Source organism: Pseudarthrobacter sp. TE3704 (assembly GCF_056279405.1).
Map to the genome: position 1 here is coordinate 1 of NZ_JBWCCJ010000014.1, position 13,969 is coordinate 13,969.

General features: G+C 60.4%; 5 protein-coding genes. 2 read left to right on the forward strand and 3 right to left on the reverse strand.

All coding sequences use genetic code 11. The features are described from left to right. Positions 1–67 precede the first annotated feature (67 nt). From ACZ9BC_RS22135 to ACZ9BC_RS22145, 3 genes are all read right to left on the reverse strand, one after another. Complete coding sequence (locus tag ACZ9BC_RS22135) at positions 68–2,953, reverse strand: helicase-related protein (RefSeq protein WP_476247836.1); 2,886 nt, start codon at positions 2,951–2,953, stop codon at positions 68–70. 534 nt (positions 2,954–3,487) lie between these two features. Then, on the reverse strand, positions 3,488–5,203 hold the full coding sequence (locus ACZ9BC_RS22140; protein ID WP_476247837.1) for a GmrSD restriction endonuclease domain-containing protein: 1,716 nt from the start codon (positions 5,201–5,203) through the stop codon (positions 3,488–3,490). 237 nt (positions 5,204–5,440) lie between these two features. Beyond that, positions 5,441–5,893, reverse strand: coding sequence for a DUF1643 domain-containing protein (locus ACZ9BC_RS22145; protein WP_476247838.1), 453 nt, complete (start codon positions 5,891–5,893; stop codon positions 5,441–5,443). Positions 5,894–6,196: 303 nt separating this feature from the next. On the opposite strand from ACZ9BC_RS22145, the gene pglW reads away from it, so the two are divergent. Then, on the forward strand, positions 6,197–10,363 hold the full coding sequence (gene pglW / locus ACZ9BC_RS22150; protein ID WP_476247839.1) for a BREX system serine/threonine kinase PglW: 4,167 nt from the start codon (positions 6,197–6,199) through the stop codon (positions 10,361–10,363). Continuing rightward, positions 10,360–13,923 carry a BREX-2 system adenine-specific DNA-methyltransferase PglX gene (gene pglX, locus ACZ9BC_RS22155; protein WP_476247840.1) on the forward strand — a complete coding sequence of 1,188 codons (3,564 nt, stop codon included), beginning with the start codon at positions 10,360–10,362 and terminating at the stop codon, positions 13,921–13,923. Before pglW ends, pglX begins: the two co-directional genes overlap by 4 nt. Positions 13,924–13,969 lie beyond the last annotated feature (46 nt).

The following is a 13,969-nucleotide window of genomic DNA, read 5'->3' on the forward strand; positions in this document are numbered from 1 at the left end:
CACTCGATACGACAAACTCGCCATCACCTATCGGGCAGGCGTCGCACTCTACGCTTCCCTGATCTGGCTACGACAATAAGGAGACACGCCCTAGGGCCAACAAGTAGGTGCCTGGCCGCAACACTGGATCGGCCGTCGTGTTCAGCACGGCAAATCGTGGAACGTGATGGGGAGCGAAGTCATGGGCGGCCACTCGGACTAATGGGTGGTGCCCGTTCAGGAGCGAGCCGCCCTCGACCCGGGCTTCCTCGGCGTCCAGGCACATGATGAGTGGAATCTTCCCTTGCCCTGCCCTTTCGACGCGCGAGACCTCGGCTGACGTCAGGCCTTCCTTCCTCCGCCACTCCACGATCTTGATTAGCATCTCTTGGCTGACATCCACCCGTAGCTTCTTGGTCTTGGTGTCCACTTTGACAGAACCTCCGCGGAGGCGCGCCCAATCTGCAACGAGATGGGCAAGCTCGATCTGACCCAGATATCGACCACGGCTGATCCGCTCCTCAACTGACTTGATGCCGAACTGGTCCTCCGCCTGAAGTTTGGAGGACGACTCCTCCAGCTCGGCTGCGTCAGCCTTGCCCTGCTCGACGGCAGCGATGGCCTCGTTGATCCTGCGGTCCCGTTCGCTCGCGGTTAACCGGAAGTCCACAACGATCTCGCTTAGGCTGTCAAACTTTTCGGCGAGGATCGGCTCGAGTTCACCAATGGAATGCTCAAACACGCCGACACGCTTCATCAATTTTTCGAGAATTTCAGATTCAATCGTCCCCGGTGTGGAGAAGTTCAGGATGAAAATCTTGTCGGACTTTTGACCGATGCGGTCCAGACGCCCAATTCGCTGCTCGACTTCCATAGGATTCCAGGGAAGATCGTAATTGACGATAAGGGAGCAGAACTCGAAGTCCAAGCCTTCGCTCGCGACCCGAGTGGCGAGGACAATATCGAACTCCCCCGCCCGGAACCGCCGCATTATCGATTCCCGTTCTTCCGGCGGCACTCCTCCGTGGAGCGCTGCCACGCGATGAGTGCGGAACAGCTTGCTGTAGAGGTAGCTGAGGGTATTGCGTGAGAAAGTGAAGACCAGGGCAGAGCGCCCCGCCATGTCTGGGCTCTCGAGAGCCTTGAGGAACGCATCGAACTTTGTGTCCACCCGTGTGATCTTACGGGCGAGCGACTGAACGTTGGCCGGTGGGATTTCAGCTGCCATCAACTTACTTCCCCTGTTTGCAGATGGCGGCCCGTCGCCGTCGTTCGCTTGATCGCTTTCGAGCCGGAGGACCTGCCGTGCAGCCGCAGGAAGGCAGGAACTGGCAAGTCGAAGCGGCATCTGGAGAGCAAAACCGGGAGGCAGGTTTCGCTCTAGTGCAATCTGCCTTAGCCAGTCGACGTACGCGTCGTAGAAAGCCTTTTCCTCGTCGGTCCACTCGACAGCGGCATTCGTCGCCTCGCGCACTGAGCGGTCCGCGTGGACCTCCGTCTTTCGAGTCCGTGTGATGGCGGACGACAGGCCATGGAGCTGGTTGCAGGCGTCGCGGATAATTGGTGCCGATGCCACCGAGTACTCGTCGTTGTTGAGTAATTCTTCGAGTCGCTTGAACGCGGCTCTCTCGCGAAGGGCACGCCCCATGCGAGCGCCGGCAATTTCGGCGAGCCAGTCTCTACGCAATTTGTTAGAGATCTTGGGATCAGTTGCACTCTTACGTAGGGCCTGGAGTGCTTCGTGATGATCGATGCGGAGTTCGAGGTCCGCTTTGCTCTCAACTTCGCCGGGCATGATGAGGCGCATCATTGATAGCAGGTCGTTATTGCCGAGATTGAGCGGAGTGGCGCTGAGCAGCACCAATGAACCAGATACGTCTCGGAGGAAGAACCCAAGCCTGAGGCTGGCCGTGCCCTGATTACGCATCTGATGGGCCTCGTCGATGATGCACAGGTCCAGCGCGAAGTTGAGCTCTTCCATCTGCTGAAGACGGTCAAACGTACGGAACGTTTGGATGGAAACCACAGCAGCAAAGTTCTGGGGAAGTGTCCCTGCTTCAAGCCTTTCGACCACCCGGCGGAGGTCCGCGGTTTTGTAGAGTTCCAGCTCGAAGCCGAAGCGCTCGCTCATCTCACGTTGCCACTTGGGCACGAGTGCTGCCGGACAGACCACTATTACTCGGTTTGCTTGACCTCGCGCGGCCATCTCGGTCCAGAGGAGGCCGGCTTCGATGGTCTTGCCAAGACCAACCTCGTCAGCAATCAACATCCTTTCCATCGCCGAGTCCAGGTACTTCAGGACTGGCTTGAACTGGAAGGGGTTGATGATGGTCTTCGTAACACCGTAGGAGAAGATCGCGTCGGTGACGCCTCGGTTGAGCTTGGCTCTGGTAACCATGGCCGAGAACGCCTCCGGGGAAGCAGGCTCCTCATGAAGCCACGATACAGTGGCCATTATCTCTGGAATGGGTTCGAGTTCTGATTCGGAAACCGTCACCGTCCGCCCGTCCTGGCGGATCACGTAGGACCAGCGAGGCCCGGTCAGCTGCCGGCGCATGATGACGACATCACGGCCAGTGCTGCGGGAGACTGCCCCACCCGATGCTGGAAACTTGGGCGCCTTGACCTCAATGGCTTCGTCCCACCAGGAGTCGAGCCAGTCCATCCCAACTACTCCAAGTGAGCTGTCTTCTGCATCCGCAAGGGTGACCTGCTCGGCGGGAAGCGGCGTTCGACCAGGCACAGCTTGTCCCTCGACGACAAGGGCATCCATTTCACCGTTTACCTTTGCCCAGTAGATACCGGGACGAAGCGGAATCTCCTGACTTTGGCTATGCAGAACGCGATACTCGTGGTCTACGTTCAAGTCTTTCGGTTGCGGGGCCACGAGCAGGATTCTGCCGGCCCTTCCGTCATCAAGCACCCCGAGATCTGAAACCTGAGGGTGATATCCACAGCTATTGTCGGCGGCCACAAAAACCGCTTTCGCTCGTGGCCGCGTTGGTCCTACTGCAGATCAAAAGAAACACCCCCAAATCGACAACGCAGCGTGACTGAGTGGCGCACGGCGAAGTTGATTTTGATTGTAGGTTGAAGTCTCCAACTTCAACTGGAATGTTCAGCGTGTTACGGCCGCAACTTTTGCAACTTTGACTTTGCCCTGACGCTAATCAACCCCAGCAAATCGTCCTGCCGGGTCTGCTTTAGAGTCAGCCGGTACTTCGCCAGCCCATCGAGCAGCTGTCTGGTCCGGCGCATCTTGGCTTAACGGGTAGTACAGCAGCCGGCGCCGATTCTGAAACAGCATTGGTAGTCCCAGAGCGGGGTAGTCATGGAGCCTTGTGGCTTCGCCGCAAGGCGAGCTGCAGCAATGGAGAGCGATTTCGCCAGGGAATCGGGAGCCGGGTCTTTATTACCAACATCGGATTGCAGTCCCAACTGCTATTCACGGGCTGATGAACGGTTTCGGCGTTTTTCACTGGCGGCATCGTAGCCACAGGGCACCAGCCTATGGGTGGTCTCCAACGCACAACGACTGAATGACGGGCATCATCATGGAAGCGCGGGCCTGGAGGAATTGCTCGTAGTCCTCTCCGATCTGTCCTGAATCGTCCGGGCTGTAAGGCCCCGCTACAGCCAGTTCCTCGAAAGGAATCAGATGCGAGGCCAGCCGGGACTCTATTGCTTCCCGTCCAAGATCTGCGCGATCCGTGCGCTCCTCCAAATACTTCAGCGGAGGCTTGTTTGCAATATTCCGATTCGTACTCCAAGTGATTAGGGCACAGTTGAGAGCCCGCATTGATCGGTTGCCACTCACCTGACTTTCAACATTTAGGAGAGAGTCGGGGAAGAGATGGTGGTACTCCCGGAACTCCAGGTGCTCAGCAGTTACCGGGTGGTCATCAGCAATGTCGCGTGCACCGAGTCGAAGCGACACAGCGAGGATTCCCCGTGCGACAACCTCCCTGGTTTTCGGCCAGCCAGCAGTCGTTAAATCGAACTCCGTGGGGAGCGGGGTGACAGATTCGTCAAATATTGGTGCAGCAGATGCCCAATCAGATATGTCCCCACTAAGGATTTTCTTCAGCCCCCGGAAGTCCTGGTGTGCTCTTGAGCCGGCCGACTGATCATAACGGCGCGTAAGAAATGAACGCCATAAATAAGACCTGACGAGCTTCCTTGCGTTTCCCGCAGCGTCCAGCGACTTCGGCATGGATTGGTGTATCGCGGCTAGAACCGGCAGAACGACGACGGATGGCAGACGTTTAGCATCGAATACTTTTTCCGACTCCAAGAAGCCAATGGCCCAAGCGATACCTTCGACGATGTCGTCCCATTCCTGGGCGACCTCGGACAGGTCTAGTTTTTCATAGCTTCTCTGGCCCGCGGGACGACCAGATCGAAGTGAGGCAACATCCAGGGCCAAGTTTCCTGCGTCCGCGTAACGGTGGAGTGCCGGAACCTGGGCGCGAAGGTCATCGACAAGTTCATGCAGGGATTGGCCCACGGCTTCCTCGAGCTGAGCAACCACAATGTCGAAGGCGCTCAATCTCACGGAGGAGGTATTCATTTTGATGAAGACATCCAAGGCAACGTCCTTGGGCGTTGTCATGGGGAGGCTCAGATGCGGGATGTTGTAGTTTCTGACCTTGTTTCTGAGGTCGGCAATGTTCGTCTCGATGTCCCTGCTGATTCGAAGGTCATCTCCGGCGGCGGCGTCTGCCCAGGTCCGCACATCTTCATTGCTTTCGGGGTTGAGCAGGCGCAAGGGGGTATAACCCCGTTCGCGGCAGTCGATAGCACTATCGCACCATAATGGGTATCGGGTCTCACCTCGCCGCCAACGGTTTTGCGCGAGAACACGCGGGATTTTTTCACCCGTTGACTCGTCCTCTTCGTACCTGAGGAAGTACGTCCGATCTGGGTAGTTGTCGTGGAGAGACCGCCAGAGGGCTGTCAGTCGTTGCTGCCCATCTAAAAGGTGCTCGTGGACACGCTCTGAAGGAGCAGGGGCGCTCTCCAGCACCCGGGAAATAAATGGCTCCGTGTCCCCGACTTCGAGGATGAGCGTGGCCCCGGCGGGAAGTCCGCGGAGGACCGTTTCCATAAGGCCAGCGACTTCATTGTGGCTCCAAGCCTCGTGTCGCTGGAAACGCGGCAATCGAAGTTGGCCTGTTCTGACGCGTGTAAACCAGTCAGACAACGATCGATTACGTGCATCCATGCAAGCTTCCCCATTTTCTTCTCTTGTATTGACTAGAGCCTAACCACCTAGGTCCCCGGGACAATGAATCGACGTGCCAGTTCCCCGGGGGCAAACGGGGGAATCACGGCGTCCCGCAATACCGAAGGCAGCAAAGCTGGCCACCAGAATTGACTGCGCATGAGGGAAACCGGCTGGCCACTCTGGGTAGCGGAGCTCGTAGCCGTTCCTCGGGCGTCTCCCAGGGTCCCGCTCTGATCAGCCGTTGGGCGCCCGGATTGCCAGTGCAGTCGTTAGCGCATCCCGGAAAGGGGTTTCAGGATGCACTCGGTAGGTGTAACGGTGCCAGCGAGAAGGATGACGCGGGGCTTCACCGACCCACCAAACCGGAAGACCTCTCTCACCAATTTCGCTTTCCAGCCACTGCACCTGCGCTTCATGATGTTTGGCGGCTTCGCCGGATGGCTTACTGATTCCATAGGCCAAGAGGACGGCTGACGCGCGGTTGAGCGCCTCGGCAAGGCATGGCCGCGCGTCTAACCAGCCGCCGGGGGAGATCCCGGCAGTGGAGACGCCGGAGGTGCGATAGGTGGGCAAACTGAAGAGATTCACAATTTCACAGCGTTCGAAATTAAGAATATGGCGCGCCTGCTCCGCGCGTGCGACTGTGCGTTGCCCGCTGGTCGTAGGGGGGTTGCTTCCAATGATCAAGAGAGTTCCGGGGGAGGCAGGACGCGGTGCGGGAACTTCCGAAGGCATAGGAACAAACGTAGTGGATGCCGGAGACCGCCCGGCGTCGGGTGTTGGCGGAAGGGCCACCGAGAGGCCGGCCGTGGCGGGAGACCGGAGCTCAGGCTCCAGATGCACAGTCCTCAGCAGTCATTTTGCGACCTCCTTATAACGCAACTCGGGCCTGCTGAACTGCGCGCCCCAATACGCGCTCTATGATGTTGGTGCAGGACACTGACTTGCAGCAACATGGGACAGGCAATATGGGGGAGTACCGATAATCCGATGAAGGCTGATTCGCCCCACTGGAACGTGATGGGACCGGCTGCGACGCCCGAAGAGGCGGCTGCCCTCGAGGCGTTCCGTAAGGTTCTGCCGGACGACGGACGCACGACTGCCTGGGTCAACCTGACCTTCATCGACGCCAACAACCGCACAGCGGAAATTGACGTCCTGCTGCTAACTCCGGTTGGTCTCTTCTGTGTGGAGCTCAAGGGCTGGCATGGAACCATCACCGGCGACTCACAGCGTTGGTACCAGCCCGGGAGGACCCACCCCAACCCGTTCTTGGTAACGGACCGGAAGGGGAAGCGCCTCGCGTCGCTTCTGAAGTCTTATGCGCCGTCCCACGTCGAGCGGTCAGTTCCGTGGGTCACGGCTCTCGTTGTGCTGCACGGAGAGGGCTCCATTTTCGCGGTCGACCCTTCTGGCCGAGCCAATGTGGTCAAGCTTGATGGATACAACGTCACCTCCAGGCCTCCGCTGCAGCGGTTGAGCGAGTTCCTGGCGACGCCGCCGGAGAACCCACGGGACCTCATCGATCCCCAGCGTGCACGCATGGTGCGACAGCTCTGCGAAAGGGCAAACTTCCGTCCAACACCCAAAACTCGGATGGTGGGCGACTACGCTGTCGCTGAATCGGATCCAGTTGCAGAAGGTGTCGACTGGCAGGACGTTGTCGTTACTCACCCGAACTTGTCGAAAATTAAGCAGCGGTTGCGCCTGTACGACGTACCTCCCAAAGCGTCCGCGCTGGAACGCAAGCGCATTGAGCAGCTCGCCCAGAGGGAGTACCAACTTACCTTCGGCATCCGCCACGAGGGCATCGCCGTGCCGCATCAGTACTTGACAACCGATGATGGGCCGGCGCTCGTCTTCGAATATCAAGATAACGAACGTCCACTCGACGCATACCTCGTAGACGAGGGCGCAGTCCTGACATTGGACGATCGCGTAGCGATGACCGAGCAACTCGGGAACATCCTCCGGTTCGCCCATAACCGTCATTTGTTTCACCGCGCCTTGTCACCACAGCGGGTATGGGTGCGGCCATCACCGGACGGGCCCCGCCTTGAAGTACGGGACTGGTACTCCGCTCAGAAAAACAGCGAAACGGCCACTTCAACAAACTGGACAGTCATCAGCCGCGGTGTGACGGACCTGCTCGGTGTGGCAGGTGCTGTGGACCTGGTTTGGCTTGCGCCGGAAGCACGTCTTTCGGTGACTGACGTGCCTGGCACACCTCTGGACGTCTTCGGCTTCGGCGCATTGGCGTTCTTGATCCTGACCGGCAAGGCGCCGGGTACCACTATCGTCGAGGTTCAAGAGATTCAGCAGCAGGCTGGGCGATTCGATCCTCGTGCGGTCACAGCCGGTCTTCCGGACACCCTGGCCGAGGTTGTGGCGGAGTTGACCAGTGTTGACGAAACTGTCCGGCCCTCGTCCTTGGAAGACGCACTGGAACTTATCCGCATGGCATGGGACGAAGCGCGTCGGCCGGACACTCAAGCCCCGCCGGTCGAAGTTAAGGATCCGCTGGACGCACAGACTGCTGACATGATTGAGGGACGCTTCCTCGTGGTCAACCGCCGCGGTGAGGGGTCTTCCGGCATTGCCCTTGCAGTACTGGATGACAACTCGGGCGACGACAAGGAGGTCATCCTCAAGATCGCCCGGGACGACGCGGCAGGTCGAAGGCTCGACGTCGAGGCTGAGGTGCTCAAGGGTCTGGAACATCCGCGTGTCGTCCGGCTGGTAGAGACGCTCGAGCTCGGTGCCCGACGCGTGTTGCTCATGTCGGACGCAGGTAAGGAGACTCTCGCCACGCGTCTGGCTAAGGAAGGTCAGGCGACCTTGGAGCAGTTGCAGCGCTGGGGCACCGACCTCTTGGAAGCCATGGCCTACCTGGTCGATGCCAAGGGCGTCTTCCACCGGGACATCAAGCCTGCAAATTTGGGCATTGCCCCGGATCCTAAATACCGCAAGCCACACCTGACCCTATTCGATTTTTCGCTTGCTCGTGAGCCGCTGGACAACATCACGTCCGGCACGCCCGGGTATCTCGATCCCTATCTGGGCAGGGGGCGCCGCACCCGCTATGACCGGGCGGCTGAGCTATGGGCAGTATCCGCGACGCTGTTTGAAATGGCGACAGGTGTACTGCCTTGGTGGCCCAACGGTGCGAGCGCACCTGCAAGCGCAGCCGACCGGGCGGTCGTAGAGCCGACTTCATTCGATCCGGCTGTAGGAGCGCCTCTTGCCGAGCTGTTCCGCAAGGCGTTGTCGCCCGACGTAGAACAGCGTTTCGGCAACGTCGAAGACCTGCTGCGTGCTTGGAGCGGCGTCTTCGCAAGTCTTGACCTGAACGAAGACGCCCTGCAAAAGGACGAGGAGCTGGCATCCAAAGCGACCCTGGAGACGCCGCTTGAGCAGTCCGGCCTGTCGGCCCAAGCACTCTCCGCGCTGCGCCGTCTAGACGGCGTGGTCACTGTTGGCGATGTCCTCGGGGTCCACCCCGTCAAGATAAACGGCATCCGCGGCTTGGGTGAAACCTACCGCAAGGAAATCCAGAGACGCATCAAGCAGTGGCGCATCGCTTTGCGGCCTACCGAATCTGCTCCTGGGCTCAACGTAGCCCTTGGTGTCGACCGGGTAGTCGACAACCTCCTCGAGCGGCTTCCCGCGGCGGACAAGCCGCTCGCGCAAGGCCTGCTCGGCCTGGGCGACGGCCCTTCTTGGCCCACGGCGGCCGAGGTTGCAAGCAGTTTCCAGACCGCTCGGGAACGCGTTACCGGCATGGTCGATGACGCTGTCGCTGAGTGGTCGAAGGACAAATCATTCCTTGCCGCATGCAGCGAGCTGAGTAATATCGTGGCGAATGCCGGGCGCGTTATGACCATACCGGAGGTCGTCAGCGCTCTCCTGACTCTTCGTGGCTCTACGCTCGACGGCGCCGAACGTTTGGCCTATGGCACCGCATTAGTGCGGGCGATCATCGAGCTGGATGCGCGGAGCGGCCATCCGGTTTTCATGTTGCGCCGCCGTGCCGGTGCCAAGGTCGACCTGCTTGCATTGAGTGAGGACGACGACGTCTCCGAGGACAGCCCGGTGGCCCCGCCGGCCGACCTGCTCACCGACCTTGCCAGTGAGCTCGGCAGTAAAGCCGACGACCTGGTGATCGGTGGCGTCGTCGTCGCAAGTACAGCGATCGCTGAACTGCGCAGCGTGCTCGGTGATCTTGACGGCGTGGGCCAGTGGCAGGTGACCGACGCCCGCCTCCTGCGTTTGGCCGCGGCCGCAAGCCAATCGGCGGCCGTGTCGGGCTTCCATGAGCTGTACCCCCGGGGAATGCCTGTCAAGGAGGCATTGGAGCACGCGATGCGCGGCAAGCCCGGCCGTTCTATTAGCCAAATGGCGGTGCAGCGTACGCTCAGTGCGCGGTTCCCCCACCTGACCGAACCGCTGCCGACTGCCAATCGGCTCACCGCGCTCATGCGTGAGCTCTACCCCGAGCTTGTGTACCAGAACGGGGTGTTTGAGCCCAAGAGCACGGCTTTGTACACCACGGGCACGGTCTCGACGACGCAGTTTGCTGCTACACCCGCAGCCGAAATTTCGCGCAAGCTCGCGGAGTCGTTCCAAAGGCATGCAGCACTCACTCTGACTGTGGCACCGAAGCGATATGTTTTGGCCGAAAGGGTGTTGGCCACAAAGTTCGACATCGAGGTGCTCGACATAGCCGAGCTCGTCGTTAGGGCTACCAAAGAGCAGATTGAAAAGGCCGGCGGGATCTGGAGCGGCCTGCTCACCTATGACGCTTTGGACCGTGACAGCAAGCAGTGGAAGGCGCTCGCGGGGGTCGTCCAAAGGGCCGTCCAACCTGCGTGGGAAGAACGGCTCAGCTCAGACCGCCCCCTTCTGCTGACGAACGCCGGCCCGCTGGTCCGCTACGGGATGACCCCGCTTCTTGCGACCTTGCTGGACACGGGCTCCAAGCGGCAGGCCGCCCGCTGGCTACTGGTTGCCAAGGCTGGCGACGCCCGCGCCCCGCTTCTGGAGGGCCGTTCAGTTCCGCTCGGCCCCAGCGGCTGGATAGACCTTCCGCCTGACCTGACGCAGCTTGCTAACCACGAGACCACCGAATTTATGCAGTATTCCGGAGACCTTTCATGATTGACTCTTCCGCCCTCCTTACCGATCTCAAGGCCCAGTTGCGGGGGCTGCAGGCTGACTTGAAATCGCGGGCCGATGACCGGGGCACCGCGTGGGGGGCTGCCCTGCAGCGTGAGCATGCGGAGGCGCTGCGGCGTGAGCGCACCGGTTTGTCCTGGTCAGTGTGGCGGGACAACGAGGTTGACCAGGCGGCTGTCGCGTGGATCCTTGCCACGACGTTTGTCCGGTTCTGTGAGGACAACGACCTGCTCATGGGGGCCGTCATCGACGGCGTGCCCGTCCCGGTCAGCTGGATCGCCGGGCCCGGTGACCGGGTCCTTCGGGCACGGGAGAACCAGACGGCGTATTTTCGGGTCAATACCAGTCATCATGACCGTGACTGGCTGCAGCAGTCCTTCCGGGTGCTGGCGGCTCAGCCTGCCGGAGCATCGCTTGTTGATCCCCGGCATAATCCGGTCTGGACTGCGGAGATCAGTGCCGAGGCCGCCAAGGGGCTCGTTGACTTCTGGCGCCGCACCCGCGAGGACGGGGCACTGGTGCATGACTTCACCGACCGCGACCTGGACACCCGTTTCCTGGGTGACCTGTACCACGACCTGTCGGATCATGCGAAAAAAACCTACGCGCTGCTGCAGACGCCGGTGTTTGTTGAAGAATTCATTCTTGACCGGACCCTGACCCCCGCGATCGCCGAGTTCGGCGTCGACGGGCTGAAGGTTATCGACCCTACCTGCGGTTCAGGTCACTTTCTGCTCGGGGCCTTCGAGCGCCTGAACCGGCAGTGGGCCACTGAGGCCCCGGGGCTGGATCCTAGGCAGCGTGTCCGCAGGGCGATGGACTCCATCCATGGCGTGGACCTCAACCCGTTTGCCGTCGCCATCGCGCGTTTCCGCCTCACCGTCGCGGGGCTCCTGGCCGCGGGGGAGAAGTCTTTGGTCGGGCTGGAGGAGTGGGGATTCCATCTGGCAATCGGGGACTCACTCCTTGGGGAACAAGGCGTCACCAATGCCCTGTTCGGCGAGGAAGCCTACACCTACTCCACTGAGGACCTTGGTGAATACACCGACATCCTCAAACCGGGGCGGTACCACGTCGTCGTCGGAAACCCGCCCTACATCACGGTCAAGGACAAAGTCCTCAACCAGGCCTATCGGGAGGCTTACACCACGGCGGCCGGCAAATATGCGCTGTCGGTGCCATTCATGGAGCTGTTCTTCCGCCTCGCGGTCAAGGGCGGAGCAGGACAGGGCGCCGGGCACGTCGGGCAGATCACGTCCAACTCGTTCATGAAACGCGAGTTCGGCAAGAAGGTCATCGAGGACCTCTTCGCCGGATACCATATCGACAATCCGGTCGACCTCACCCACGTCATCGACACCTCGGGAGCCTACATCCCCGGCCACGGCACGCCGACCGTCATCCTCATCGGACGACGGCGCCGGCCCGTCGCCGACAACGTTCGGGCCGTCCTGGGCATCCGCGGCGAACCCGGCACACCAGAAGACGCCTCGAAGGGCCTCGTATGGACCGAAATCACCACAAATATCGACAACCCCGGATTCGACGGCTCCTACGTCAGCATCGTTGACCTAGCGCGGAGTACGTTGGCGACTTTTCCCTGGTCACTCAGCGGGGGTGGTGCGGGCGGCCTGATGACCGTTCTTCAAGGTGCCGGTCAGTCCTTGCTCAAGGACTCCGTTGAGTCGATCGGCTTCGGCGCTATCACGGGTGACGACGAGGTATTTATCCGGCGGGTACGTACCGCTGCTGCTAGGCAGGACGGCGTTCCGATGCGGCGGTTCGTCGCAGGGGATACCGTCCGCGACTTCCAGATTCGCGGCCACGATCTCGCCGTCTTCCCGTATCCCCTGGAGAAAGCGCAGGCAGCGGAGCGCGTTTTCTGGCCATTTCGCAACGTTCTCCGGAACGGCCTGGCATTCGGCAAGACGCGCGAGGATAAGGGCGCGTGGTGGGGGGAGTACATCCTCCCGAACTGGCCAAGGCTTCGCGCCGACATGCTCATCACCTTTGCGTTCGTTGCTACGCATAGCCACTTCGTGCTCGACCGGGGTGGAAAGGTCTTCAACAGAACTGCGCCGGTGATCAAGCTGCCGGAGGGATCTACCGAGGAACAGCACCTCGTGCTCCTTGGTTTGCTTAATAGTTCAGCGGGTTGTTTCTGGCTCAAGCAGGTCTGCTTCAATAAGGGCGGTCCTGGTGGTGGCAGTTCCAAGGACGAGAAGTGGCGTGACTTTTACGAGTTCACCGGTACGAAGCTGCAGGACTTCCCGCTGCCGGCCAACTTGCCCCATGACCGAGCAGCGGTGCTGGATTCGCTTGCGATGGAATTGAATGAGCATTCCCCTGAAGGAGTGCTCGCAAAGTGGAAAGACACGGCAGAGACCGGAGCTCTTGGGTCCCAATTGACGGTGGCCCAGAAACGATGGAAGTCCATCAGTCGCCAAATGATCTTTCATCAGGAAGAACTTGACTGGGAGGTGTACGCTCTTTTCAACATCGGGACGCCGGACCTCGTCTATAGCGGGAAATTCGACGAGCTCTCAGTCGGTGAGCGGGCATTTGAGATATTACTCGCGCGAAACGTGTTTAGTGGCGCCTTGAAGACGCGGTGGTTTAGTGATTTTGCTGAAGTCGAGACCACGACCATCCCAGACCTGTGGCCCTCGGACTACCGTGAACTAGTGCGGCAGCGTATAAAACTAATGGAAAATGATCGGGCGATACGGATCCTTGAAGGTCCAGACTTCAAGCGCCCATGGGACTTCGTGCCATGGGAAAAGCAGCTCCGTACGGCCCTGGCGGCGGCGGTTCTTGACCGTCTCGAGGACGCGGAACTGTGGCGCGACCATCAGGGACCTAGCACCCGTTCGGTGGCCCAGCTGGCCGACCTGTTGCGCAGCGACGAGGTCCTGCTTGAACTGGCACGAGAGCTGACGGGCAACTCTGAACCAGATCTTGGGGCGGTTATTGGCTCCTTGGCACTTACCGAAGCAGTTCCATATCTAGCAGCGTACCGGTACCAGCCCTCAGGCTTCGAGAAATTCTACGAGTGGCAGGGGGTCTGGGATCTCCAGCGGCGTGAGGACGCGGGGGAAAGGGTCACGATCCCGCTTCCGCCAAAGTACTCGCCGGCTGACTTCCAAAAGGTTGAGTACTGGAAGGCCCGCGGCAAGCTGGACGTGCCGAAGGAACGGTTCGTACTGTACCCCGGCGTCGGACGCGAGGGAGATAGCAGCCTCGTGCTCGGCTGGGCCGGTTGGAGCCACCGGGACCAGGCGGTCGCACTGGTGCGCGAAATCATGAACCAGCAGGCCCTTGGTGCGGCGAACGAAGCCTTGGTACCCATGGTTGCCGGGCTGGTCGAGCTGGAGCCGTGGCTGCACCAGTGGCACACCGAGCTGGAACCGGAATTCGGGTCCAGTGCGGCCCAAGCGGTCACCAGCCAGATCGACCAGCTCCTGGCACAGTTGCAAAGGACCCGCGACGACGTCAACGCGTGGCGACCGCCAGCGCTTGTCCGGGGCCGTAAACGTGCCTAGTGCCAACACCGCGGCGGCGCAGCTTGCTAACCACGAGACCACCGAA